The organism is Bradyrhizobium sp. 215_C5_N1_1, assembly GCF_052075935.1.
Lineage (GTDB): Bacteria > Pseudomonadota > Alphaproteobacteria > Rhizobiales > Xanthobacteraceae > Bradyrhizobium > Bradyrhizobium barranii.
The window spans coordinates 2,567,499-2,589,827 of record NZ_CP197228.1; the positions used below are offsets into that span (position 1 = coordinate 2,567,499).

Annotated in this window: 28 protein-coding genes and 2 pseudogenes; 12 read left to right on the plus strand and 18 right to left on the minus strand. The window is 59.1% G+C overall.

Going from position 1 to position 22,329, the window contains the following annotated elements:
* Nucleotides 1-511: 511 nt before the first annotated feature.
* The 7 genes from AB7G19_RS11890 to AB7G19_RS11920 all read right to left on the minus strand — a co-directional run bounded on the left by AB7G19_RS11890 (nucleotide 512) and on the right by AB7G19_RS11920 (nucleotide 3,333).
* On the minus strand, nucleotides 512-772 hold the full coding sequence (locus tag AB7G19_RS11890; RefSeq protein WP_080586859.1) for a hypothetical protein: 261 nt from the start codon (nucleotides 770-772) through the stop codon (nucleotides 512-514).
* Nucleotides 773-882: 110 nt separating this feature from the next.
* Nucleotides 883-1,146, minus strand: coding sequence for a hypothetical protein (locus tag AB7G19_RS11895; RefSeq protein WP_080586857.1), 264 nt, complete (start codon nucleotides 1,144-1,146; stop codon nucleotides 883-885).
* Nucleotides 1,147-1,418: 272 nt separating this feature from the next.
* Nucleotides 1,419-1,796, minus strand: coding sequence for a hypothetical protein (locus tag AB7G19_RS11900; RefSeq protein ID WP_155258276.1), 378 nt, complete (start codon nucleotides 1,794-1,796; stop codon nucleotides 1,419-1,421).
* 8 nt (nucleotides 1,797-1,804) lie between these two features.
* Nucleotides 1,805-1,993, minus strand: a complete 189-nt coding sequence (locus AB7G19_RS11905) for a hypothetical protein (protein ID WP_283018500.1) — start codon at nucleotides 1,991-1,993, stop codon at nucleotides 1,805-1,807.
* Complete coding sequence (locus AB7G19_RS11910) at nucleotides 1,990-2,196, minus strand: hypothetical protein (protein ID WP_084795024.1); 207 nt, start codon at nucleotides 2,194-2,196, stop codon at nucleotides 1,990-1,992. The genes AB7G19_RS11905 and AB7G19_RS11910 overlap by 4 nt, the downstream gene beginning before the upstream one ends.
* A gap of 533 nt (nucleotides 2,197-2,729) precedes the next feature.
* Complete coding sequence (locus AB7G19_RS11915) at nucleotides 2,730-3,023, minus strand: HdeA/HdeB family chaperone (RefSeq protein WP_084795025.1); 294 nt, start codon at nucleotides 3,021-3,023, stop codon at nucleotides 2,730-2,732.
* Nucleotides 3,024-3,048: 25 nt separating this feature from the next.
* Nucleotides 3,049-3,333: an HdeA/HdeB family chaperone gene (locus tag AB7G19_RS11920; RefSeq protein WP_223153946.1), complete on the minus strand. Its 285-nt coding sequence runs from the start codon at nucleotides 3,331-3,333 to the stop codon at nucleotides 3,049-3,051.
* A 729-nt stretch (nucleotides 3,334-4,062) separates the two neighbouring features.
* On the opposite strand from AB7G19_RS11920, the gene AB7G19_RS11925 reads away from it, so the two are divergent.
* Nucleotides 4,063-4,452: a nuclear transport factor 2 family protein gene (locus AB7G19_RS11925; protein ID WP_157790253.1), complete on the plus strand. Its 390-nt coding sequence runs from the start codon at nucleotides 4,063-4,065 to the stop codon at nucleotides 4,450-4,452.
* Nucleotides 4,453-5,398: 946 nt separating this feature from the next.
* Here AB7G19_RS11925 and AB7G19_RS11930 read toward each other — a convergent pair.
* Together AB7G19_RS11930 and AB7G19_RS11935 are read right to left on the minus strand one after the other, a co-directional pair.
* Nucleotides 5,399-5,533, minus strand: coding sequence for a hypothetical protein (locus tag AB7G19_RS11930; RefSeq protein WP_256376473.1), 135 nt, complete (start codon nucleotides 5,531-5,533; stop codon nucleotides 5,399-5,401).
* A 392-nt stretch (nucleotides 5,534-5,925) separates the two neighbouring features.
* A complete protein-coding gene (locus AB7G19_RS11935) occupies nucleotides 5,926-6,489 on the minus strand; it encodes a hypothetical protein (protein WP_155258249.1) in 564 nt (187 codons plus the stop codon).
* A 700-nt stretch (nucleotides 6,490-7,189) separates the two neighbouring features.
* On the opposite strand from AB7G19_RS11935, the gene AB7G19_RS11940 reads away from it, so the two are divergent.
* Complete coding sequence (locus AB7G19_RS11940; RefSeq protein WP_240537792.1) at nucleotides 7,190-7,363, plus strand: hypothetical protein; 174 nt, start codon at nucleotides 7,190-7,192, stop codon at nucleotides 7,361-7,363.
* Nucleotides 7,364-7,396: 33 nt separating this feature from the next.
* A complete protein-coding gene (locus AB7G19_RS11945) occupies nucleotides 7,397-7,714 on the plus strand; it encodes a hypothetical protein (protein WP_157790252.1) in 318 nt (105 codons plus the stop codon).
* 71 nt (nucleotides 7,715-7,785) lie between these two features.
* Here AB7G19_RS11945 and AB7G19_RS11950 read toward each other — a convergent pair whose 3' ends face one another.
* Both AB7G19_RS11950 and AB7G19_RS11955 read right to left on the minus strand, forming a co-directional pair.
* Entirely contained in the window at nucleotides 7,786-8,067 is a 282-nt protein-coding gene (locus AB7G19_RS11950) for a helix-turn-helix transcriptional regulator (protein ID WP_049807994.1), read from the minus strand.
* A gap of 103 nt (nucleotides 8,068-8,170) precedes the next feature.
* Entirely contained in the window at nucleotides 8,171-8,650 is a 480-nt protein-coding gene (locus tag AB7G19_RS11955; protein ID WP_157791232.1) for a hypothetical protein, read from the minus strand.
* Between the two features lie 74 nt (nucleotides 8,651-8,724).
* On the opposite strand from AB7G19_RS11955, the gene AB7G19_RS11960 reads away from it, so the two are divergent.
* The 7 genes from AB7G19_RS11960 to AB7G19_RS11990 all read left to right on the plus strand — a co-directional run bounded on the left by AB7G19_RS11960 (nucleotide 8,725) and on the right by AB7G19_RS11990 (nucleotide 13,395).
* Nucleotides 8,725-8,940 (plus strand): helix-turn-helix domain-containing protein, encoded by a 216-nt coding sequence (locus AB7G19_RS11960; RefSeq protein WP_080586812.1) that lies wholly within the window; start codon nucleotides 8,725-8,727, stop codon nucleotides 8,938-8,940.
* A gap of 47 nt (nucleotides 8,941-8,987) precedes the next feature.
* Nucleotides 8,988-9,878: a DUF7146 domain-containing protein gene (locus AB7G19_RS11965; RefSeq protein ID WP_038945178.1), complete on the plus strand. Its 891-nt coding sequence runs from the start codon at nucleotides 8,988-8,990 to the stop codon at nucleotides 9,876-9,878.
* Nucleotides 9,875-11,725 (plus strand): hypothetical protein, encoded by a 1,851-nt coding sequence (locus tag AB7G19_RS11970; protein WP_354095935.1) that lies wholly within the window; start codon nucleotides 9,875-9,877, stop codon nucleotides 11,723-11,725. Before AB7G19_RS11965 ends, AB7G19_RS11970 begins: the two co-directional genes overlap by 4 nt.
* Nucleotides 11,722-12,213: a hypothetical protein gene (locus AB7G19_RS11975; protein ID WP_212479564.1), complete on the plus strand. Its 492-nt coding sequence runs from the start codon at nucleotides 11,722-11,724 to the stop codon at nucleotides 12,211-12,213. The genes AB7G19_RS11970 and AB7G19_RS11975 overlap by 4 nt, the downstream gene beginning before the upstream one ends.
* 181 nt (nucleotides 12,214-12,394) lie before the next feature.
* Nucleotides 12,395-12,667 (plus strand): hypothetical protein, encoded by a 273-nt coding sequence (locus AB7G19_RS11980; RefSeq protein WP_283018502.1) that lies wholly within the window; start codon nucleotides 12,395-12,397, stop codon nucleotides 12,665-12,667.
* A 58-nt stretch (nucleotides 12,668-12,725) separates the two neighbouring features.
* A complete protein-coding gene (locus AB7G19_RS11985; protein WP_038945181.1) occupies nucleotides 12,726-13,046 on the plus strand; it encodes a hypothetical protein in 321 nt (106 codons plus the stop codon).
* 160 nt (nucleotides 13,047-13,206) lie between these two features.
* Entirely contained in the window at nucleotides 13,207-13,395 is a 189-nt protein-coding gene (locus AB7G19_RS11990) for a hypothetical protein (RefSeq protein ID WP_346283430.1), read from the plus strand.
* Between the two features lie 41 nt (nucleotides 13,396-13,436).
* Here AB7G19_RS11990 and AB7G19_RS11995 read toward each other — a convergent pair.
* Nucleotides 13,437-13,679 (minus strand): annotated as a pseudogene (locus tag AB7G19_RS11995) (recombinase family protein); the annotation flags it as partial.
* Between the two features lie 450 nt (nucleotides 13,680-14,129).
* Here AB7G19_RS11995 and AB7G19_RS12000 point away from each other — a divergent pair.
* Nucleotides 14,130-14,420, plus strand: coding sequence for a hypothetical protein (locus AB7G19_RS12000; RefSeq protein WP_283018503.1), 291 nt, complete (start codon nucleotides 14,130-14,132; stop codon nucleotides 14,418-14,420).
* A 616-nt stretch (nucleotides 14,421-15,036) separates the two neighbouring features.
* Here the strand turns inward: AB7G19_RS12000 and AB7G19_RS12005 are convergent.
* A complete protein-coding gene (locus AB7G19_RS12005) occupies nucleotides 15,037-16,209 on the minus strand; it encodes a L,D-transpeptidase (protein ID WP_135217228.1) in 1,173 nt (390 codons plus the stop codon).
* Between the two features lie 769 nt (nucleotides 16,210-16,978).
* Between AB7G19_RS12005 and AB7G19_RS12010 the strand changes: the two genes are divergently transcribed.
* Nucleotides 16,979-17,914, plus strand: a complete 936-nt coding sequence (locus tag AB7G19_RS12010; RefSeq protein WP_283018504.1) for a transglycosylase SLT domain-containing protein — start codon at nucleotides 16,979-16,981, stop codon at nucleotides 17,912-17,914.
* 187 nt (nucleotides 17,915-18,101) lie between these two features.
* Here the strand turns inward: AB7G19_RS12010 and AB7G19_RS12015 are convergent.
* The 5 genes and pseudogenes from AB7G19_RS12015 to AB7G19_RS12035 form a co-directional block, all read right to left on the minus strand.
* Nucleotides 18,102-18,442 (minus strand): annotated as a pseudogene (locus AB7G19_RS12015) (phosphate acetyltransferase); the annotation flags it as partial.
* A gap of 472 nt (nucleotides 18,443-18,914) precedes the next feature.
* Nucleotides 18,915-19,373 (minus strand): hypothetical protein, encoded by a 459-nt coding sequence (locus AB7G19_RS12020; RefSeq protein ID WP_283018505.1) that lies wholly within the window; start codon nucleotides 19,371-19,373, stop codon nucleotides 18,915-18,917.
* A 386-nt stretch (nucleotides 19,374-19,759) separates the two neighbouring features.
* The gene (locus AB7G19_RS12025) at nucleotides 19,760-20,023 is read right to left on the minus strand and encodes a hypothetical protein (protein ID WP_038945657.1); all 264 of its coding nucleotides are present in this window, start codon (nucleotides 20,021-20,023) and stop codon (nucleotides 19,760-19,762) included.
* 229 nt (nucleotides 20,024-20,252) lie between these two features.
* Nucleotides 20,253-20,453, minus strand: coding sequence for an STAS/SEC14 domain-containing protein (locus AB7G19_RS12030; protein ID WP_085398422.1), 201 nt, complete (start codon nucleotides 20,451-20,453; stop codon nucleotides 20,253-20,255).
* Between the two features lie 321 nt (nucleotides 20,454-20,774).
* Nucleotides 20,775-21,539, minus strand: coding sequence for an outer membrane protein (locus tag AB7G19_RS12035; protein WP_038953383.1), 765 nt, complete (start codon nucleotides 21,537-21,539; stop codon nucleotides 20,775-20,777).
* Nucleotides 21,540-22,329: the final 790 nt, after the last annotated feature.

The window sequence follows — 22,329 nt, forward strand, 5'->3', positions numbered from 1 at the left end:
GGGCCTGCGCTGCGGCCCGGTTGCCGTGGTTGGCCCTAATGAACGGACTACTTTTTCTGCTCGGTGGTGGTTGTAGTGGTCGGGGTGCCGTCGCGCGCGTCCCGTCGCTCGTCGCGTCCTGTGCGCCGGTCTTGACGCCGTTCTGTGCGTCCGGTCCGGCGTTCCTGGCGCCTTTCTGTTCGCCCGCTTCGCCGCTCCTGACGGCGCTCTGTCCCAGACATCGGCGCGTCTGCGGGCGGCGTCGTGGGCGTGGCGGGCGCCGTGGTGGTCTGAGCTTCCGCCTCTGACACCGCCAAAATTGCGGGCGAGGCCATAAGCCCAAACACGGCCGCGTATCCAAGGAAAGTGAGTGCGTTGCGACGACAGACCTGTTTCGGCTCCGAACGTTCACTCATCGTCAGGCTCCCGGTTGCTGTTGCCCCAGAGCATGGCACCTGAGGTCGAGAGCCGGCGCTTGATCTAGATCAAATAGGCGCAGTTGCACCCGGCAGCGTGCCAACGTCGTCTAAGATTACTTTTTGGTCGGCCCGCTGCTCTCATTTACTTGGTCAGCTTCAAGCCACGCTGGAATTTCCGGCGACGGGATTGACGTTCTCGGCAGGTGGGGGATCATGGTCCCCGCGGTGACGACCAATCCCTCGTTGAATTTGGTTCGCGCAAAATCCTTCGCTTCTGCTTCGGTTTCAAACGTCTTGGTTAAGCGCGGATGTCGCCGTCTTAACAGCGTGCCATCCGGCGGCACTTCAAAAGTGACGTACCAAGTGTGTTTCATGCCGTGATGCCGCATCGGTCGCCTGCGCCCGCGCCGGGGGCGATAAAAAAGCCGCCACCGGGACGAAGCGGTGACGGCTTCTTTCTCGCTCGTGACCGCGAAACAAGTCTTTACCGCCCCGCCCCAACGCGATTGACGCCGCCATTTGCATTGCCACCGGCGTTATGACGGACCGCAGCGCGCGCCACCGGACGAGGCCTCAGCACGACGCCTGCCCGGGCAACGCAACCCACTGGATATTCAACGTACTGGCAGTACACGACCGCCTGGGCTGGCGCTGGATTGAGCGTGACACCTGCAAGCCCCAACAGGGCGCTAGCAGCAATCCCGGCAACAGTCGCTGACTTGATCGAAAGACGCTTCTCCGGATGCATGTTGGACCTCCCTCTTCGCGCTTGCGTCACTGAAAGGTGACGGGAGCCGCCTCAGGTGCGGCTGAACATGGCATGAGCGCTAAAGGATCGCTGACGTTGACCTAGATCAACGGAGGGTCTGTGCGCTGTTGCCCCTCCCGGTGTCCGCCCTATGGCCCGGCGCTGGCGGCGCGCTGTACGGCCTTCTGCCGGGCCTTGGCGGTGCCGTAGGCCGCCTGTCGCCGTTGCGGTGACGTGCTGCCGCGCTCGACGGGTGATGAGGCGACGCCGCGCTAAGGGTTCTCCTCGCTGTGTTCTTCGAGCAGCTTCCGGGTAGCCCTGATGCGGGCGGAGACGTTCTGAAGCGTTGCGTCCGAACTGATACCTTGCGAATGCAGGAGCATCCACAGGGCTTCGGCAAGGATGACTTGATTTTCTAAAATGGCGCGTTGGATTTTATCCATCATCATCCATGCTCCGTTGGTTGCCGTCCGCTGTCGGTCGCCTGTCCGCGCCGTGATGCTGGCGCGGTCGAGCGCGCGGCTTCGATCAAGTTGCAGATTTTGCGCTTTTGTCCCAAGAACAGAACTGCGCTTGCGTTGCGCGGCGGCTGGCGATGGTGACGCGGTGGCGCTGCCGGTGCGAGCCGCTGCCCGTGTGAACCAAGGCACTGAGGGCGTTACGCCCGCTTCGCCGTCTTGGAAGCTTCGATCATCGCAAGCTCAACATGATCGGCAAGGCTGGTCAGATGCAGGGCCAACATATCGAACATTTCCCGCTTGGTCGGGACAGTGGCAAGATCGCGGAGTAGCGCGGCCTCAGCAGCATCCTTCCGAAGCTTTTCAAGAGCCGCTTGATAATCCCTCATGGAGTTGCTTTGGGCGGCCGCTGGGCGGTTGACCCTAAGCTTTCGTTCAGCCAGTCCGCCGTATCGGCCCCGGACGCCTTGCGGAGCAGTTTGTCTTTTTCTGCCCCGGGGGGAAGAAGCGCCGCAACTTCGCGCGCCGTCTTGGCGAATGACGCAAGACGATCTTGCAGCGGCACTTGTTGCTTGAAACGACGCCGTTTCATGGCGCGCTCCTTTCTTCAAGAGGAAGGCGGGAAGCGCAACCGGCGTTCACATCACCGATAAGAGCCTATGACCGGGCGGTGATGCAGGACCAACACTCTTCGAGCAAGTCTGTTCCGGGCCCGCTCAGTCAAAGAGGACCGGGGCCATGACCAATCGGTCGTCAGGGTCCTGTGGAGGGCGCGAGTTCCTGCGGGGACCGCGCGACGGCCCCGCGCAAGCGTATTTGCAATCGCGCAATCCCGGCTTTATTTGTGCGAATTGGTACACAAATTCCGTGTGCGCCGATTGGCCATAAGCAGGCCGCAAACTGCGAATGTTTAATGCCCGCTTCAGCCGCGTGAGCGGACATTATCAGCCAAGTCTGTCGAGTCCGAAAGGGGCCAACAAAAGGAGACGTACTGAAGCACGCGCGGTTATGCGCGCAACAATGAGGCGGTTGCGCAGTTCCAGTGGCCCGTTCAACTCTCGGTCGAGGAGTGGCAATGTGGCCGGCCAAGACTCCGGCCGCGACGCCGCCGTCGGGGCCCACAACCTAGCTGGCGCTTTTTTGAATGGCGGTTGGCAGCGTTTCGGATTTGTGCTTTTTGCAATAGGCGACAACTTTTTCGGAATTCTTTTGCAGGCGGTCGTAGTCCAAAACATTATTATTTGCAGCCGCGTTATAGTAGCCGCTCATGAAATACCTTACGAAATCTCGGTCTGCTGAACCGTATCCTAGCCAATTTCCGCAAGTGATCTTGTTCATGTCCAGCTTGATCTGAGCCGCGGCTGGCGCTGATGCCGCGCCTATCAAAATCACAGAAACGACAAGAGCCCTGCATTTCATAGCGATCCTCCAAAGTCCCGAGCCGTCAATTTTTGCCTACCGATTGTTGCAAGCCATACATAACGCTTTCCGCCGGATGGTATTGGCACCATGCCTTTACGTTGGCGATATTTTGTTGATGCAAAGCAAGGTCCACAAAGGTCCTGTTGTTCTGATAACTGAACCAACCGCTCATCCAGGCAGAAAACTTATCTGACTGTGACTGCGGCATAGCAAGATATTGGCTACATATGATCTTGCCCATATCAATGGTTACCTGCGCATTCGCAACGATTGGAATTAAAGAGACAGCAAACGTCAGACTGATCAATCTACATCTCATCGAGGTTGTCCTTGATGCTGATCTACAGGGATCTGGAGAGGGCTGCCACTACAAGGACGCAAGAAAACGAAGTCTCGCGCCGCTCATGTTGATCTAAATCAACAGAAGTCCGCTTGGGGTCATTCGCGTCGTTTTGACCCTGCGCTGACTACTTCCGGTTTCCATCCAACACCGGACATATCGTTGCACTAGGTCGCGGTCACTTGCCCTGCTGCTTGATCGCCCACAGCCGATAGGCTTCGGCCTCGTAGGCGTCCCGCTCTGTCGGCGGCGGGATCAGCTTCGCGCCTTCGCTGCGGAAGTGATCGAGGCCGCGCCCGAGCGCCTTGCGAAGATCTCGGCGCGCGCGCCAAGCTTACAGCCCATCGTGTGCCTCATCGCCGCTCCGCCGTCGCCGCTCTTTGCGCCTGCCAGTTCGGATTGAACGGAGTTGCGCGAGGTCGTCCGGGTCCTGTGAGGCGTGTAGAAAACGCGGGGACCGCGCGACGCCGGGAGGTCTGGATATTTGCTGCGAGAAAAACCGTTGTTGCAGTTGCAGGCGAAGGCGAACGTCCGCCTTGGCCTGACAGCGACGAACTTTCGCTCCGTATGAAAATGACGCTGGGCCCAAGAGGAGACATTTCGAGGCGACCGATTGGTTGCTATATTCGGGCTTTGTACTTCACCGTGACTACGATTAGTCCCGTAGGAGTGCTAACCCTTTTAGGGGAGACAACAATGGGCGATTTGAATTCGGTGATTATCCGCAAGGCCTACGAAGACTTTGCGATAGGAAGCATCCCCTCGGTTTTCGCGGTTTTCGACGCCGGCATCACATGGCACGTTCCCGGTCATAGTCCCCTATCAGGCGACTATACCGGTCACGATCAGGTCGGAGGCTTCTTTCAACGCACGATGGAGCTTTCGGGAGGCGCGTTCAGCATGGATGTGCACAATGTGCTGGCTGAAGACGATCTCGTTGTCGCCTTGGTTACCGTGAACGCAGAACGAAACGGGCTGTCCGCGTCGTTTCCGGAGATCCACGTCTGGCAGATGAAGAACGGAAAGGCGACCGACTTCCGCGAGTATCAAGGCGATGAGCAGCGGGAGGACCAATTCTGGTCTTGAGACGCCGTCATTTCCTCAAGCGATAGACGGCACAATGAGGGCGACGCTAAGATCGACGATCCTTCAAAAGCGGCGCGGCGCAACAGGAATGGCTGATGTCCGAGACCGTCACCGTTGATTGCCCTCATCGCCAGAGGGCTACGACCGTCAGCGCGTCGGGCCAATGACGCTGCACCTCGATTGCAGCCGGGCCTACATCGGCAAGGCGGCAAGGTGACGGCTTCCCGCTAGATCAGAGCCGCGTGGCTTACTTGCGATACCTGCGGCGGGAGCGGCGGCAATCGTCGCGCAGTGAAGCCGATGCTGCGCACGTCGCGGCAATGAAAGCGTGTTTTCGAGAACGCTGCAATCTCCTCATGCTGTTGCCGAAAGGCAACTGATTTATTGTTTCTTCGTTGAACTGTTCCATTTTGCGTTTACGCCGCAACAAACAGTTCTAGATTTGCGGTCTCCGGGCTGGGGCGTGTTTTACAACAGCGAATTTTCGAACCCGGAGGCTTTTCGAAATGATTTTGGAATTTCTCGCAATTCTTTCTCTCGTTCAGTTCGCCAACATGATTTCGCGACTGATCGGTCGGCGGCATGACGTACTCTCCTACGTTTCAAGATCAGGTCCTCACCGGTAAGCGTGGCTAAAGCGTCACAAAAGCGAAAGCGGGATGGCCGCTCCGCCCGTGGCACAGTCTGGCTCTGATCGTCTGCTACTTGAAGAGTTTGAGCTGCCTTGTGTCGGGGGGCCTCCTTGAGGGGCGCGGTGGTGGCGTGAGTGTTCTGGTCGTCTCTCGAATGAGCTACTCGCTCGTTCTGGTAGAACCCAAGGGGACATATCCCCAGCTTCCGGACTGAGGCTCAAGCCACCAATGCTGACCTGCATTTGAATACCGACGCAATTCGAGATCGGTCAGTTGCAGAAGCCGCCATGGTAAGATCGCTCGTCACTTCCCGCTCACTGGGACCAATCCATATAGAGCGTGATGCCGATCATGATCAGCGAGCCGATCGCGACCGCCACCGGGCAGATAAACGGCAACTCCTCCAGAACGCCGACAACGACCGCCCGAACGCGGAGACTTCTCTTCATGTGCGCAAAGCGCGAGCCTGCCGCACCCATCGGACATCCCCGTTTGGCCCCCAGCAGCAGCGGTCTCACTCTTCAGCATCAAGTGATCTTCGGCTATCGCCCATTCGGATGTATCCGTGAATGAAGGTGAAGGAACTCTTGCTAGTCCGTTGGTGACGTGTGTTGCCGAGGCGGGCTCAGGAGGGAATGAGCGAGCAGATTGCGCTCGTTGACCAGCCACGCAGGTTTGATTGAACATCGCGCACACCGTGGCCGTTGATGGCATCCCTGATGGTACGCCGTTCGAACGACTGGGAATATCGCACCATGTGGAACTGGATGATGCTAGGGCTAGAAAGCAATCGCGTGATCGGACTTCGGATCGCGAAGCTGATGCGCGGCGGCAAAGCGGCTCAACGAGAAGCCCAGCGCATGGTGAGTGAAAAGGTCTTGGCGGCGGCGAAGGCCGGTACAAGCCTGATGGCTGGCGCATCTGGAAACAAGATTGTTGAGCAGTATCGAAGAAAGGTGGCGGCAAACGCCAAACGGCTCAGCAGCAAACGGATACGGCGCAGACGAAAATGACGCGGGCCTCTCGGACACTTGCTCTGCTGCTTGATCGCCCACAGCCGGTAGGCTTCGTCCTCGTAAGGATCGTCGCGGTCGGTGGCGGGATCAACCTCGCGCCTTCCTTGCGGAAGTGTTCGAGACCGCGGCCCAGCTTCTCCCGGCGAGTGTGTGTTGATCGTTGGCCCGGTCGGGATCGTCGGCGCGTAGTCCTCAAGCAAGGATCGAAGCCGATGGCGGCAGCGAAGTGGTAGCCCGCGCGGGACTTCGGCGCGCACGCCATCATGCGGATCGCGATGCCCCACCATCAGGCGGGCTTCGCCGATCGATAGCGCTCCCTCGACTTGCGCCAATGCCGTCGCGACGAAGGGGGCGACGTGCGGCGCGGGCAATGGTGTCGAGGTCTTCATGACAAATGACCTCCAGCCGAGTGCAGACCATGCTGTGGAATGCCTTGCTGGGGTGGATCAGTTCGCAGGCGAACTCCATCGCTTCGCGCTCCATGCCGCGTCGAGTAAGCGATCAATTCGTGCAGCCCGGCGCGGCCCGCAGAGCGCAGGAGGCTCTGCGGGAGATATTCTGCGGCCGCCAGAGTACGTTGTGCGCCGGTCAACACGGCGTAGTGGGAGTGGTCACGCGTCCTTGGTCCCGCGTTCTACGCGGACCGCGTTGGTTGCGTTATTCCGTTGACTTAAGTGCGGCCGAACACACGGGCGACAATTCGGCCACCCGTGCCTTGAGGCAGCGTAGGATGCGATGGCCACCGGGCCGAAGTCCTCTGCACAAGTGCTCCACATCGCTTTTGCATTCCCGTGCAACCTTAACGGGGTCGGTCAACCTGTTTTTGCCGAAAGCATTCTGACCAGACAATGCGATTGCAACGCCGAACAAGGGGATGAGCCAGTTCATCTCTAACTTCTCTTCTACAAAGCTGTTGACGTGCCTGAGCCCGAGAGCGGAACCGTTGACCTAGATCAAGCGATTGATGGTGGTGAGGTTCTTCTGAAGGGATAAGGCTTGCGGGCGAACGCCCCGGCTGGGCTCGTTCTTTTGCGGGGATTTTGATCTATTTCGTCAAATGCGTGAGGGATGCAGATGTCAGACAATCCCATGGACGTGATCGAAGCCGCCATTCGCTCTGCATTCACCAGTTACCCAAGGGAAGATGACCCGGATTGGCGAAGTCCGCATTGGATCAAGCCCGAAGAATGCACGCACTTGGCGCAGGGCATTCTGCTGGAATTGGAGGCAAAGGGGTTTGAGATCGTGAAGAGGTCGACTTGATAGATGCACCGGCCGACTATGCAGGGGAACACGATGAAATATCAACTCTGGTATATGAAGCCATCGTTTCTTCGCGACGTCGTTGGAACCTCGCCCGATCCCAATAACCTCTCGGCTACTCATGTTCACTTGAAGGATATCGAAGCTGATAGTCAGGAAGATGCTTTGTCTCGCATGCGAGCGGAGAACTGGTCGCCGAATGGTGAGGCTCTAGATTTGCTTAAGAGCAAGGGACTACAGCACACAACGATGACAATCGGCGACGTACTCGTGGATGAAAGCGATGCTGTTTATCTCGTCACCGGAATTGGGTTCAGTTTGCCGCGAAAACATGAGGAGCCACGTCGATGATTATCATGAGGGCCGAATAGAGCCGACATGTCCTGGCATGGTGTTCTCGGAGGTGCGGGCCGCACGAAGAACTAGGCAACCCGTCGCCGACGCCCCTGACCGCGCCCCCGACGCGGATCAAATTCATTCACCGCATTCTGCCACGCCACAATCTGATCCTCGTACCACACGCGCCGGTTCGGGCTGATGTACGTGCACTTCGGAAACCGACCTGTCTTTTCCATACGATAGAGCGTGGTGCGGCTGACGGGGATGATCTCCAGCACCTGGGTCTCGTTGAGCATGCGGCGAGGAGCGGACTTCGGCGTCGCGTCAACGCTCGTCTCGGTGAGTGCTGGCTTTGCTGCGGTCATTACGAACTTCCCTTAAAGCTCGGTCTGCGGAATTTCCGGCAGGTCTTTCGTCATTCGCCCGCGCGAGGCGTGTTGTGTGGTTTCACGCCGCAAGCGAAGCGATTCATTTTTTGTCGCTTTGCATCAGCTCGCGGAAGCGGCTGATGTCGAAATTGTCGGATCGGAAACCTAGTGGCCGAACTCTCCGGCGATAGTTTCGAGCGATAGCGCGCCCGATAACCTCCGGCGGATCTTCGGGCCCTGCCTGCTGCTCAGGTGTTCCCAAAGTTACCAGGGGACTTGCAGCCAGATCGGCGGGATTGATCGGATAGCTCATCACCTGGTCGGCGATCGCCGCCATGAACGCAGATCGCGCCCTCTCATCACCCCACCACGTCGTGCCGAAGTCGCGCATGATCTCATGCGCGAGAAACAAGATCGCGTAGATCAGGTCGAGCGTGTGACCGTCACCTTGGATGTCGAACGACATTTCCAGTCGCTGGCGAATTTCCTCCGCAGTCGACCTGAGGTTGAGTGAGCTGGAGCGATCAAGTTTAGCGCGAAGATCGTCCCCGAGGGTGATTTTGAATTGCTGTTGCTTCAATGTCGTAGCCCTCGTTATGACGGAATATAGCCCTACAATAGTTGACATAAAGGGTCAACTGGAACAGACTGAATATGACTACTTCGGAAAACACGACTGCCCCGCGTGTCCTTGACCGACGCTGGGACGGTCGCTCGACGTTCACCGTCGAAGAAGCGGGATGCAAGATTCTGGGTCTCTCGAAGTGCAGTGCGTACGCAGCCGCCAACTCCGGCGAGTTGCCTGCAATTCGAGTGGGACGACGCTGGATCGTCCCGCGGCACGCGCTGGAACGAATGTTGAGCGGCTAACTAAGCGGGCAGGGGGAAATTTCTCGGGCGCTAAAGGGAGAGCGCAGGTGAATTCTATTGAGCAAATTGCTCTTGCGTGTGGGGGGGCCAAGAGGACCCTCCGCGGCTTCGTCTGCCGTTGTCCTGCGCATGAAGACAAGACCCCGAGTTTGTCGATTGGATACAGCTCCGACGGCAAGATGCTGGTGCATTGCTTCGCCGGCTGCGATCAGAGGTCGGTTATTGACGCTCTCCGGTGCCTGGGTCTCCGGTTCAACCTCTATCAGGTCGAACGGCGTGAACGTGTTATTGAGCGGCGGCTGAAGGACGCCAACGTCGGCTCGTCTGCTTCGTGGGCCGCACGCGTCTGGAACAGCTCGTCCAGCGCGAGGGGATCGCATGTCGAGATCTATCTGCGGCGGCGCGGCGTAACTGTTTCGATCCCGCCATCCATTCGTTTTCACCATGGTTTGCTGCACCCTGAGGGATCGCGCTGGCCCGCCATGGTTGCGTTGGTGGCCGGTGCGATTGATAACGCCCCGGCTGCCATCCATCGGACGTTCCTCTCGCGCGATGGTACGTCTAAGGCGGCGGTTGGGACCGCAAAAATGATGCTTGGACCCTGCGGCGGCGGGATTGTTCGCCTCGGTGGGGAAGGTCGTGTGCTGCTGATCGGCGAGGGAATCGAAACCTGCCTCTCGGCCATGCAGGCGACGGGACATCGGACGTGTGCGGCGCTTTCGACGTCCGGGCTCCGGAAGCTCGCTCTCCCTGACGACGAGCGGGATATTGTCGTCCTCGCTGACGGCGACGCGGCAGGTGAGGCGGCGGCCATGAACGCGGCGCGCCGCTGGGCGCGCGAGGGGCGTCGGGTCCGGGTCGCACGTCCTCCTGCGGGAATGGATTTCAACGACCTGCTCATGGATCGCACACACGCCGTGACGGAGTTCGCGACATGACCTCCGAGCGCCAGATCGTCGAGCTCATCGAGCGCGCCGAAGAGGTTTGTGGCCCGACCGCATCCTTAAGCGGTGCAAAGCCCCGCCTCCTTGTCGAAAACTGCAATCCCGATCGAACGGTTGCGGGACTGCGCGACTTGCTTGCAGGCGTCAGCTGTCTCTATGACCGCGGATTCCCGGTTCGCCTCGCTTTCGACCAGCTCCAGCAGGGCACGGTCGCGCAGATGATGACGCCCGACGCGCTCGTGCTGACGGCACACATGATCTGCCGCCCGTATGCTCTTAAGACGAGGCGGGACGGCGAGGTCGAGGAGGTTGATGCTCGCCTGCCGCGGTCGCTGGCGGTTATGTATCTCGACTGGCGCGGTGAATGGAAATTGCCCCCGCTCAACGGCATCGCCTCGGCGCCCCAGTTGAGGGAAGACGGCACAATCAACAGCACCGAGGGGTATGACACTGCCACCGGCATGTGGTGCGAGAACGTCCCTGATCTCAGTGATCTGGTTCCCGCGAAGCCGAGCCTGGGCGAGGCGGCGGCCGCCCTGCGGCTGATCCGCGAGACCTTCAAGACGTTTTGCTTCGCTGACGCCGAGACCATCGGACCCGCGCCGGGCGGCGTGGCCACGGTCGATACATCGAAGGCGCCGGGACGAGACGAATCCTCGTTCCTTGCCGCATTGCTCACGGCGGTTTGCCGGCCAAGCCTGCACCTCGCTCCTGGTGTGTTGTTGCGAGCGGCTCCGGTGTCGGGTGCCGGAGCCGGCAAAGGATTGCTGGCCCGCTGTATCAGTATTGTTGCCTTCGGACGGGAGCCGCATGCAGTGACGGGCGGTGCAAGCGCCGAGGAACTGGAGAAGCGCATCTCCGCCGAGCTGATGCGGGGCGGTCCGTCCCTGTTCCTCGACAACCTCAACAATACGGCTTTCAAGTCCGACCTTCTCGCCAGCGCTATTACGGAACGGCCAGCGCGGGTGCGGTTGCTTGGACAGTCGCAGATGGTCGCGTTGAACGCATCTGCGTTCGTGATCCTGACCGGCAACGGGTTGACGGTTTCCGAAGATCTGGCTCGCCGGTTTGTGACGGTTGAGTTCGACGCGCGTACGGAAGATCCGGAACTGCGGCCTTTTGCGGCGGACATCCGGCTTGAGGTGACGCAGCGGCGTAAGGAACTGCTGGCCGCGACGCTGACGATCTGGCGGTGGGGGCGGACGGCCGGCGGCATCAAGCCCGGCTTGCCGATTGGGAGCTTTGCACAATGGTGTCGGTGGGTCCGCGACCCGCTGCTGGCTCTTGGTTGCCAGGACCCGGTCGCGCGGCTCAGTGAATCGAAACAGCGCGACGGGCGCCGCCAGGTCGTCGCAGATCTTTTCGTGATCTGGTGGGCCAAGCATCAGGATCGCCCGGTGACCGTCCGCGAACTGCATGATGAGGTGAGGCAGGCTTTGGACCCGCAGGGGCGGGGTCGTCAGTATGTCGCATCCCAAGCCGAAAAGCTGGCGGGCATTCGCATGGCCGGCTTTGTCCTCTCCCGGCAGGCACCGTCCGGGAAATGGGGCGCGGCTACGTATTCGCTCAAACAGACCGGCGAGGAGGAAAGGCATAGGGGGCATAGGGGGCATAGGGGGAGCGATTTGCCCCCGGAGCTTCGCGACACCCCCTATGCCCCCTATGCCCCCTATGCATCCTATGCCTATGGCGGCCGCACCGTCATCATGGATGGTCCGTCGGGAAGTGATGGTGCGGTGTCAGCAAAACCCAGCGTGGCGGGTGATGTGGAGGTCGCAGATTCCTCGGCGCCTCCTACGCTGGAAAAGTCCGAGACTGTGGGCTGGAGCACAAGGCTGTGAGTGCATTCGAAGCTCTGAAGGCGGCTCACGCCGCCGGCGTCAAATTCGTTGTTGACGGAGAAGATCTTGTGCTGAGCGCAGCCTCAGCTCCGCCGCGCGCGGTGGTGAGCGCACTCTCCCTGCACAAGCCCGAGATCGTGGCGCTGCTGCGGCCCGGCCGTGACAACTGGTCGGGCGAGGACTGGTTGGTCTTTTTCAATGAGCGGGCCGGCATTGTCGAGTTCGACGGTGGCCTGCCGCGGGCCGTTGCAGAAGCTCGTGCCTTCGAATGCTGCGTGGTCGAGTGGTTGAACCGCAATCCGGCTCGCTCTGAGCCCGACAGCTGTCATCACTGCGGTGGCAGCGCAGGCGCCACTGATAAGCCCCTGCCGTATGGCACCGCAACAACAAGCCATGCCTGGCTGCATTCGGATTGCTGGGAGGCGTGGCATGCAAATCGGAAGGCTACGGCCGTTGCCATCTTGTCGACGTTCTTGAGGACCGGCTGATGGGCAAGCGATCCAACTTCGAGCATCGTCCGCCGACCTCTGCCCGATACCTCGAGGCGCTGACGTGCCGCTGATCCCACAGCCTCGTTCATATCTTTGCCGAGCCTTGCTTGGGCAAAGGGGATTTAGTCCGACACCTCAAAAAGCCGGGTCCGGGGTGCGTTTACGCCGGAGGCCGGCTATGCTGAGAAAAATGCTCGCCCAAGTGATGTTTTATAACCCCAATGACATGAACGGTGGAATTGCCGAACTGATAGAACGCGATTTCGACGTGGAGTATCTTGAAGACTGGATAGACGATTATGGCCCAACGGTTTGGGTCAACGCCTGGACACTGAGCGAGCTCGACGATGACAGCTTCTTTGATTGGGTGGAGACGATTGTCGAACCTGCAGGTGGGGAGCTTCTGAATGCCGGACCGGTGAGTGAGGCGCAAGGCCGCGGCAGGCAGTAGTTCCACTGAAAAAATGAGTATAGAATCATAATGATGTCAGAGCGGATATAGGGATGCCATGGGACGGCCCATCGGAAGTGTGAACAGGGAAAAGCCGTTCAACGACGCACTCCGGATGGCACTGCGCAGTCGTCCGCTCGCTCTGCGGAGGGTCGCAGACCAACTGCTCGACAAGGCGGAGCAGGGTAATCTCGCCTACATCCATGAGCTGATCGATCGCCTGGATGGCAAGGCCGTGCAGGTCGTTGATCGGCAAGATGTACCGATCCACGAGCTTACCGACGCCGAGCTGTATCGCATCGCGGCGGGCGGCGGGTCGAGCGTAGAGACGATGTTGCTGATCCCGCCGGTGAAGGTTAGGTCGGATGATCCGATCTGAGCCCAAGGTCGTCGCCTGAAAGACGCAAGCGACTGAGCATTCTGATGACCTGAGTAGCTTGCCACGTACCTCCACGCGCGGTGACGATCCCGCGCTCATTCAGGATCGCGGAGATGCGCTTGGCGGGGAGGTCGCGTAGCGGCTCGATAATGGGCCGGAAATGCTCGGCGTGCAGGTCCGCTTCGGCCTTGCGGGCTTCCCCGATTGCGGCATTGCCGAGCACCTGGCCGCGAGCCTTGGCGGCTGCGAGAGCTTCTCTGGTACGTTGAGCGATGCGCTCGCGCTCTTTCTCGGCCACCGCGGCGTGATGAAGGGGATGCGCTGCACCATCAGGCCGCTGATGAAGTGAACGTCACGGCTGAGACGGTCCAGTTTGGCAATGATGATCGGAGCCGCGCCTGCCTTGCCGCCTCGACCAAGCTTGCGAGCGTACTTCATCGCGGCTGCGAGCTCGGGCCTGCGCTCCAGTGCATCAGCGCCTTTTCCGGTCTCGACCTCCCGATACTCGGCTTCGATGTTGAAGCCATGTTGTGTGCAGAAGGATCTGATTGCAGCTTGCTGCGCCTCCAAGCCGAGACCACTGCGACCTTGCTTCGGCTTTGATACGCGAATGTAAGAAACGGCTGCGCGCATAGAATATTTGTCCTCCCGAGAATTACACGTGATCGAGCGTCTATCTGTAAACGCGGATCAATATATCGGATGGACCCGCAAATCGGAATCCACTTTCTTCGGAAATCCAATTCGTCGTGCAATGACTCACAGCTCATCGCCGAGCACGATGGCGCGTTTGCAAGCATGGGGCTGCAAGATCAGACCAGCCCAAGAATTCTGACCAAAGGGGTGGGGGAGGGAAAAAGTGTGCGGAAAGCATGCTTATGTGAATAGGATCGCCCCGACTGGACGCCTGCGCAGGTCAACGACCGTCGTGACGTCTGGTCTGAATGAAGACTGCACCAAGCCATGGTCAGCGGCTCGCATATCGAGGAGCCCGTGATGCGGTTGTCCAGTTTGGCTTATTGTGGCGCTTATCGTGGGAGCTTCCAGCCCCACTTATTTTTCTATCGCGTTGGCAGCTCCGGAATGTTCCAGATCAATGGAGCTGGCGGATTGGGCGAGAACTCGACCGGCGACATCAGCGTCGCGTCTGGAGATAGTTGCATCTTCCCGATCACGTTGCGCGGCGCGGCGAGTAGCTCGGAAATCTCGCAAAAGCCGGCACACGGCAAGCTGAAAAAGCTCAACGTTGCAACTTACGAATACAAGACAAAGGCCAGATACAAAGGAAATGACACCTTTGCCATTAGGGCAACAGGTAAGGGGCCGAGGGCTTCTGGCACGTCGGTCATCACAGTGCACGCGACGATCAAGTAGGATGGTCGAGCAGTTGAGCGATGCCGAATTGATGCAGATTGCGATGGATGGTCGAGCGGACTAGGCCGCACCGGTCTCTCGGCTGTTGATGCCTCCGCCGTGAGGCGTCTGCGATTGAAGACGTTGAAGATCGGCCGAGCCTCGGTTTATCGCGTACTCGTCGAGTGAACCCGCTCTGGCGTGCGGCTCGCGGATCTTGCTTCCTGGCACCCGACGGGAGGGAATATTCCTTGGAAAGCATGCTTCAGCAAAGCCCTCACAAGACCGACCGCCAAAACAATCCCGACTAATGTGCTCTGGAGTCCCGCAGCTTCTTTAGTCTGCAATCGCCGAGTTGGGACGAGGCATCCTCGTCCGGCACGACGGGCGAACGAAATAATTGCCACTGGGGGCTAACATTCTTCAACCCGTCGCTAATGGCGGGCGGTGACGATGTCTGTTCATGTGGGGGAGCAGAAGTCCGCAGTCATCGCCCAAACTGACGCGATTGGACCCAGAACGGACCGCGCTGCTTTGGGTTAGGTGCGGAGGTCAAGAATCTTGCACCAGATTTGCGGTCGAACAATTCCAGCGGGTTGCGCAGCGGCATCGTATGTCGGTGGGTTGCGCCGCCGCATCAATGCGTTACAACGATGAAATCCGTGTCTTTTCCCGTCTCGTGGCTAAATCCGTCGTCGGAAATAATCAATGAAGAGGCCGGCGTCAGAAGTTTAGAGATCCTCTCAACGGTATCCCGCGGTATTTCGATGCGGTTGAGGACAGCGTTGGCTTTATCGGGAGACGGTACCGATAGGGCGGTTTGCTTCACGGGCGCTTCGCGTTCTTTTGTGGCATCCTCGATGCGAGGAAATTCGTCCGGAATCGACACGACGGTCCAGCGAATAGCCGCTCCCTCGCTCTGGAATTCCATTGCAGTAAACACGTGCGTTCCAAGGGGCTCCTCCGGATTTTCGATCTTGACCGCAACATCAAACAACGGCGAGAAGCCCTGACGCACGAAGAGCTTGCTCAACTTACGACTCACGAAGACGGAGATCGGGGCCATCTTTCTGGGTGTGCCTTCAGCGGCAGCCGAGTTTGGAACCTGGAGACTAGTGGCTTCTGGAGTCTCGGTCTTGGACACCGGTGATCCATGCGTTGCCGCGGCTGTGCTAACGCTCTTACCCACGACTGTGGCAGCCTGAAATTCCGGCGAACCGGACACTGCTTTCGGCTTAAAGAGGTGCGGACTGGTTATCTCGACCGGCTGGACATCGTGGTGCGCAATGATCACGCGCGTGCCGCGCTTCGTGAGATGCCAGAGTCGAATGGCAAAGTCATTTTTCAAACGGATGCAGCCGTGTGACGCCGGATGCCCAGGCACGACACCGGCATGCAACGCAATCCCTGACCAGGTGATGCGCTGCATGTAGGGCATGGGGGCAGAGCTATAAATATTTGAGCGGTGCCATCGTTGTTTGCTGATCACGCTGAATACGCCCAGGGGTGTAGGATGCCCCTGAGTTCCCGTGGACACCGTCGAGCGTGCGATCAGTGCCCCGTTGTCAAAAAGCGAGACCCGTTGGTCAGCGATCGAGATGATGATCTGGAGCGGGCCCTTCGGAGGGGCCTCGGGCCGAGCGTTCTTCGCAGATCCAGAGTTTGTCTGCCGGTGATAGTGCTTGTGTTTGAACGGAGCGTAGTGGCCTGGCCAGAACCTGTCCTGCGGCCAAAACGGAAACTGAGCGTGTGCGATCCCTGTAGAGAGCATGAAAGCGGCGAAAGCTATTATTGGAGTCTGCCTCCTCATTCAGTGCCTCATGCAGTGAAGTTGCATGCGAGGTCCAACGCAAAAAGCGTGGCGTTACCGACCATAGCCTCGTCTTCAAATCTGGTCGCAGTGGGTCGAAAATTGGACCAATTCCAATGACGAGGCCAATCTGCCGGAAGAAGACAATCGGCAATAGCCGTCGCGCTGATCGCCGGGCCGATCAATGTACGGTGTGAGGGCCGTTGCGACGGACGCTTTGATCTTGGGCAATGGGTTCGGTTCGCTCAGATGATCCCATAAATCGTCAACGACAGACCGCTCGAAGGGACGGCATCCCCGACTACGGCCACTCAAGCGCACCTGTTGGTCCGACATTCACCATGACCGGCTCGCCGCGAACTAGCCGCATGCGTCGCATGGGTCCGAAACTTCCCAACACGCTTACGTCGCAGAACAATTGCTTGCCGCCGGCGCGTTGCATGCGGGCAACACTTCGTGGAAAAGATGATGAACCGCGGTTTGCGCCATTGCGCGGCCATGTCTCGACCCGAAAATTCACCCGTCGCGTGCTTGGCTGTGCAGCATTGCTCGGGTGGGGCCTTTGGAGGCGACGGGATGATGAACCCGCGGCGATTTACGGCAGTGGTGCCGACGTTTTGCGGAACGGTCGTTCTCGCGGGGGGATCGTTGGCTGGCTGGCTGGCTTCGGTTCGGCCGGCACCGAAACATCGGCGCAGTGCCAATCGAGGATCGCGCAGCATCGCTCGCCGCCAACGCCAGGCTCGCGGATGAACCGCAGGCAATCGCAATGGACAACGCCGTTGTCGCTAACACCGTTGTCGCGAACGCTGCTGTGGCTGGCGCCGAAGTGGCGACGGCCGCCGAACCCGCGGCGGGGACGGCCACCGACACGACGGCGGCTTCGGATAAGCCGGAATCGATCGTCGTGGCTGCGTTGCCCGATCCGTCGCAGATGCTGTCGGCCGATTTACCGCCCGTGCAGGAATCGGTGGACTTGGGCCACCATGATGTCGCCCAACCGGGGCCGACAACGCGCAATGCCTCCAACTCGGCGCCGGTGACGCAGGATTTTCGCTATCTCATCTATTACGTCTGGTCCGAACTGCCTCCTGCCGAGAAACCGGCGGAGATCGTCTTAAAGTCACTCAAGGACATCCCGGTCGGAACGCCGGTCGAGGAGATCAAGCGCGCTTCCGACGCTTTCGGTCTGGACTTCCATTTCATGAAAGCGGTTGCCAAGATCGAGTCCGGTTTCGACCCCAAGCAGCGCACGGGGTCGTATATCGGCCTGTTTCAACTGAGCAAGTACGAGTTCAACAAATTCGGCTCCGGGCAGATTCTTGATCCCCGCGACAATGCCATTGCGGCAGCCTACAAGGTCATTACCGAAGGCATTCTGTTCGAGTGGGTGACGCAGAAGAAGCCGACCTTGAGTGATCTTTACTTGATCCATCAACAAGGCTGGGAAGGCGCCGCCGAGCACATCAGCCAACCCGATCGCATCGCTTGGAAATCCATGTGTGCCACCAGCGAAGGGAGGGAGAAACGCGAAAAATGGTGCAAACGCGCGATCTGGCGGAATACCCTTCCGGCCGTCAAAGCCGAGTGGAAATCGGTGGATAAGCTGACATCGGGGGCGTTCGTCGGAATGTGGCGCGAGCGGGTTGCGCATTTCCAATCGAAATACATGGCTACCGCCGACGCCGAACGGGCGAACCAGTAGATTTCCGTTGAGTGGTTGGTAGGAGTTGCCGCACGCGCGGGCCGAGCGGGGGCCTCACCGCCGCCGCGAGACGTGGTGTCGCTCAGTGGTCGCGCAGGACGCGCTTTACGTTTTCAACGACTCGCTCGGACCATTCCTACTGCGCGCTAACGAGGTGATCGATCAGATGCCGATGTCTGGTTGTGGCCCGGTCCATGCGTAGACCGCCGGCCTTGGCCGTGATGCTACACATCAGCTCGTCGGTGTGCAGACTGCCTTTCATCAGCATCTCGCCGTGGGCAGCGTGGATCAGTTCGACGGCATTAGCGGCGGCCGCCTCGCTGTGCGGCGCATCGACGATTTCGATTCTCGCGATGTCGAGCCCGTGAGTGTCGGCCGTGTCTCTGATCTTTCCCTCCGGACCCACCAGGATCGGTCGGATGATGCCCGCGCTGGCGCTGTCGAGGACGCCGCAGCGCAGGGAGGTCTCGTCGCAGGGGTGCACCACGACGGTCTGAACGGGATCGATCGAGCGGGCGCTGCGATCAGAGTATCGTACTTGCTCGGAGTGCTCGTGTGGGCGTTTGCGGTAGCCTGGTCGACTGACTCATCGCTGGCGTTTCATTCACGCCTTTCAGGGCTACTGGGCGGTTTTTGACCTCAAGGGCCTAGTTGAATCCGCAGTGGGCCGGATAGGCTTGAACCATTACCACCTTATACCGTGAGATCTACGGACAACTCTGACGACGACCCAGGCAAAAACGTACCTGAGCCTAAGCCATGCGCAGAGGAGGCCCGGCGGTTCGCGCAGCAATATGCCGACGTTGGGAAGTTACGAGGTCGCTCGAATTGAGGAAGTCTCTGCCCCGCAGACCCTCGCCTGAATCCTTGTCCTCCTCATTGCATGATCGAATGAAGTTCGCTGCCGGCGGCACAATACCCATTCAGGGTGCACAGTGGTTCGTCGCCAATATGTTAACGCCTCGCGCGGAACGGCTGGGTTAGACCAGCATCTGATCAACTACGAGCGCAGGAAAACCGCAGCGTCTAGATAGCAAGGAGGAAATATCGCCTTAAGCCTCGCGCCGCGCAGGAAGATTGTGTGACGAGACAAACCACCACGCGTTGCGATCCAATTCCGAACCGGAGCCGGGTACATTGAATACATTATTCGTGTGGCTTCTGGATTTGTAATTTGGCGTCCGCCAGCCCCCAGGTCCCAGGCTGCGTGGAAGGCAAGATTTGCCCTTTCAGTTACGCAGATTCTTTCCGAAGGGATCTTAGCTAGGACGATCGTACAGGCCGAGGCGCAGAGGCCATCGATGATCACAGTCTGGCCCGTGTTCTTCAAGTTTTCGTACCGATCGAAGTAACGTTGGATCAACCCACCCCGATCGTTGGTAATCCTCACCACGGCATCGCTTGGGCCCGCGTATCCCAGTGAAAATGCTGCAGCGAGCAATGCCGTCAGGAATTTCATGTTTGTGCCTCTCAACATTGCATTGACCCCGGTACTACGTTCGAATGTGTTGCGGCAGGAACGACGTCACTGGGCGTTCGGGTAGCGGGTAGCAGGACTCGGCAGCCTGCCTCCGGAATGAACCCTTCGTAGGTTTGGAGCGGCAATCTGAGGCGATCGTGGGACACCCGCAGTTATCGGACGGCTATGCGCTTACATTTCTTGCGACCGCCGAATGGTTTCTGACAGTTTGCCGTACCCGGCGGCCGCGTCTGACTTCCAAGCTGAATACGAGGGTTCGATTCCCTTCCCCCGTCCAAACTTGTCGAAGAACTAGCCTGCGAACGATTGTTGCTTTCGACAAGGACTTCCCGTCTGGCGCGCGGCGCGGTCGTGGTTCACTGCCTCTACTTCGGTACGCATTCGACGTTGAAGGCAATGATGATCTGCGCTGGGTCAGCCTGACCCAGGCTCTTCAAGTCTTCCAAACCGCTTCTCATCCTGGCTCCCGCCTCCTTCAAGCGCTCCTCCAGTTTGGACTTCGCTGCCAGGCAGCGCTCTTCACTGGAAAATTCCTGGAATACCACGGTCGGAAGGACCCTCCATTCCGCTCTGTCATTTGTGGCGGCCGGACTAACTGAATACGAGAAGACGTACATCAGGATCCACATCGGAAGGCTCCATCTGTGACGCGACGGCAGTGAAAGCCTGCGCCCTCAAGGCCATCGTCGATAAGAGGGGCACGTCTCGCCTGCGTCGGTGCTTGCCACAGGCCGTGTTAGTGCAGCGCTGCTTAACAAAGGGAGGTTGATCTGGATCAAACAGAAGCCCGATACTTCCATCCTATGAGCCGGGGCTTGTCCTGGCGGGCGCACTATGGGCGGATCACGCCGATATGGATCATTGCGCTTCCAGCCACGCCAGCGTCTCCGCTTTTTGATCGGACGAAAATCGACGAACTTGCGCCGAGACAAAGTGCTTCGCCATCCGCGGTATGGCCTTGAAGAGCTCGCTGTCAGTCACGACGACCACGCGCTTCACCTGTCGATGATAGCCTCCGACGAGCTTGAGCTGTCCCAGCCCGGAAAGGCCTTTGCGAATATCATTAGGCCGGCCAGCTCTCCATTCGCCGCGACAAAGGGATCGATTTCCTGGGCGAGCCGCTCAAAGTTAGCTTTCTCGCGAGCGCCCCTACCGGCGAGAGAGTGAGGATGCGTCGGTCTCGCAGCAACTCCGGCCTGAGAAGTTCGAGGCCGCTCAACTATCGTCGGCTTATTGGGCTGACCGAAAGCAGCCGCAACATCTGTAAACCGGCGCTCTCACCCACCTCAGACATTGCAAAGATGCAGCAACCGCTAGCCATACATAGCCCGCAAAAAAGCCCCGGCGAGCCGGGGCTTTGGTTTGCGCAGACTGGAGCGATCAGTATCTCGCCGCGACAGGAGCTTTTCCATACCCGCCGAAGCGATAGTTGAAGCGCACAGTGACCATATCCACGTCTTGGCTGATCCGGTCGTTGAGTACGGCCGCAAGCCGCGGATCGGCCACGGAGAAGGAGTTGTTCGCATGTCCCATCCACAGATGATCGTATTCAACACCGACCGACCAGTTTTGTGCGAAGCCATACTCCCAGCCGACACCCAGCGCGCCGCCCCAGCGCGTGTTATCTGCCGAGACCAGACCGATCCCGGTGGTGTTGTCGAATATTGTCAGGCGATTGCTGGTTACGGCCGCGCCGCCCTTCACGTAGAGCAGTGACGCGTTCCACGCCCAACCGAGTTGGCCCGTGAAGAGACCGATGGCGTCGGTCTTAACTGTGGTTGAAAGCGTCGGGTTGAACAGGCTGACGCGCGTGTTGCTGAGGTCGGCCCAATCGCCCTGCGCTTCCAATCCGAACACAAATTGATTGGATTGCCAGCGATACCCGACCTGCCCGCCGACAACGCCACCCGACCGATCCCGGCAACCGCTTGCAACTGTGCCTGCGAGCGTGACGAAATCCACGCAATTGTGGCTTTGGCCCCATCCGCCGTTGGCGCCGATGTAGAAACCGGTCCAGTCATAGATCGGAGCGACCACCGGCGGCGGCGCCTTGGTGTAGGGGCGTGCCGCCATATCAGCCGCCGACGCGGGGGCCGCCATGCTCACTGCCAGCAAGGCCACGCCACTTAACAAAATCTTCCTCATTATTCTCGCTCCATCCACGTTTCACCCGAACGATGCCGGTTCTTTTTTGGATGTCCGGCGTTCCAGCTCGAACCTAGCTGAGCCGACTGGCATTCGATGTGCCTAAGCGGCAACAGTCGGGAAAATTTGGAAATGTGCGCGCTCTAGTTGAGTAAGCGCTATTGACCAATCAACGAAGGAATTTGCGTCTTAGAATTTGCGGCAGCGGCGGTTTGTTGGCCCCTTAGCCGAAGGTCGATTGAGCGCGTGTCATGTCGGCTGTCAGGGGCAAACCGGACGCCGATCCAACTTGGCGTCCACCGCTGCTTTTGACCCAATTGAGACATGAGCATTCCATGATTTGTGCAGCGCGCATGAACGCAGTGCACCATTCCCCTCGACGCCTTTTCCTGCTGGCCTGAGTATCTGGAGCAGTCATGTGCAAAGCTTTGGCGAAAACTATGTCGCTCGATGCGCTGCACATATTCATTGACATCTGGTGACAGTGGCCGACATTGACGGCCATGGTAGATAATAGGAGTAGGTGCAATGAGGGCTTACTCAATTGTCGGGCTGCTGTTTGCGGCAGTGGTGTTGGCGACGATTCCAGTCTCGCCGCAGGTTACATCGCGTGGCGTCGTGGAGTTAAGCGTTGATCAAGCGCAGGCCTACACGTATCGGCGCGCCCGCGTGACTGCGCGTCGTGTCGACCGTCGCGATTACCGCCATACGCGTCGTGCCGTGCGGCGTGGTGTCTACTAACGGAGCGCGATGCGCGCCGACAAGGTACGAGACGGTGATCAAAGTGCTC

Coding starts and splice junctions, on each gene's coding strand:
- AB7G19_RS11940 (WP_240537792.1), top strand. CDS start 7,190: ATGGACGTGATCGAAGCCGCCATTCGCTCTGCATTCACCAGTTACCCA.
- AB7G19_RS11990 (WP_346283430.1), top strand. CDS start 13,207: ATGCTCGGCGTGCAGGTCCGCTTCGGCCTTGCGGGCTTCCCCGATTGC.
- AB7G19_RS11905 (WP_283018500.1), bottom strand. CDS start 1,993: ATGAGGGATTATCAAGCGGCTCTTGAAAAGCTTCGGAAGGATGCTGCT.
- AB7G19_RS11915 (WP_084795025.1), bottom strand. CDS start 3,023: ATGAAATGCAGGGCTCTTGTCGTTTCTGTGATTTTGATAGGCGCGGCA.
- AB7G19_RS12035 (WP_038953383.1), bottom strand. CDS start 21,539: ATGAGGAAGATTTTGTTAAGTGGCGTGGCCTTGCTGGCAGTGAGCATG.
- AB7G19_RS11925 (WP_157790253.1), top strand. CDS start 4,063: ATGGGCGATTTGAATTCGGTGATTATCCGCAAGGCCTACGAAGACTTT.
- AB7G19_RS11890 (WP_080586859.1), bottom strand. CDS start 772: ATGAAACACACTTGGTACGTCACTTTTGAAGTGCCGCCGGATGGCACG.
- AB7G19_RS12000 (WP_283018503.1), top strand. CDS start 14,130: ATGTTCCAGATCAATGGAGCTGGCGGATTGGGCGAGAACTCGACCGGC.
- AB7G19_RS11960 (WP_080586812.1), top strand. CDS start 8,725: ATGACTACTTCGGAAAACACGACTGCCCCGCGTGTCCTTGACCGACGC.
- AB7G19_RS12005 (WP_135217228.1), bottom strand. CDS start 16,209: ATGAGGAGGCAGACTCCAATAATAGCTTTCGCCGCTTTCATGCTCTCT.
- AB7G19_RS11935 (WP_155258249.1), bottom strand. CDS start 6,489: ATGAAGACCTCGACACCATTGCCCGCGCCGCACGTCGCCCCCTTCGTC.
- AB7G19_RS11895 (WP_080586857.1), bottom strand. CDS start 1,146: ATGCATCCGGAGAAGCGTCTTTCGATCAAGTCAGCGACTGTTGCCGGG.
- AB7G19_RS12010 (WP_283018504.1), top strand. CDS start 16,979: ATGGACAACGCCGTTGTCGCTAACACCGTTGTCGCGAACGCTGCTGTG.
- AB7G19_RS11945 (WP_157790252.1), top strand. CDS start 7,397: ATGAAATATCAACTCTGGTATATGAAGCCATCGTTTCTTCGCGACGTC.
- AB7G19_RS12020 (WP_283018505.1), bottom strand. CDS start 19,373: ATGAAATTCCTGACGGCATTGCTCGCTGCAGCATTTTCACTGGGATAC.
- AB7G19_RS11930 (WP_256376473.1), bottom strand. CDS start 5,533: ATGAAGAGAAGTCTCCGCGTTCGGGCGGTCGTTGTCGGCGTTCTGGAG.
- AB7G19_RS12025 (WP_038945657.1), bottom strand. CDS start 20,023: ATGTGGATCCTGATGTACGTCTTCTCGTATTCAGTTAGTCCGGCCGCC.
- AB7G19_RS11985 (WP_038945181.1), top strand. CDS start 12,726: ATGGGACGGCCCATCGGAAGTGTGAACAGGGAAAAGCCGTTCAACGAC.
- AB7G19_RS11950 (WP_049807994.1), bottom strand. CDS start 8,067: ATGACCGCAGCAAAGCCAGCACTCACCGAGACGAGCGTTGACGCGACG.
- AB7G19_RS11970 (WP_354095935.1), top strand. CDS start 9,875: ATGACCTCCGAGCGCCAGATCGTCGAGCTCATCGAGCGCGCCGAAGAG.
- AB7G19_RS11980 (WP_283018502.1), top strand. CDS start 12,395: ATGCTGAGAAAAATGCTCGCCCAAGTGATGTTTTATAACCCCAATGAC.
- AB7G19_RS11910 (WP_084795024.1), bottom strand. CDS start 2,196: ATGAAACGGCGTCGTTTCAAGCAACAAGTGCCGCTGCAAGATCGTCTT.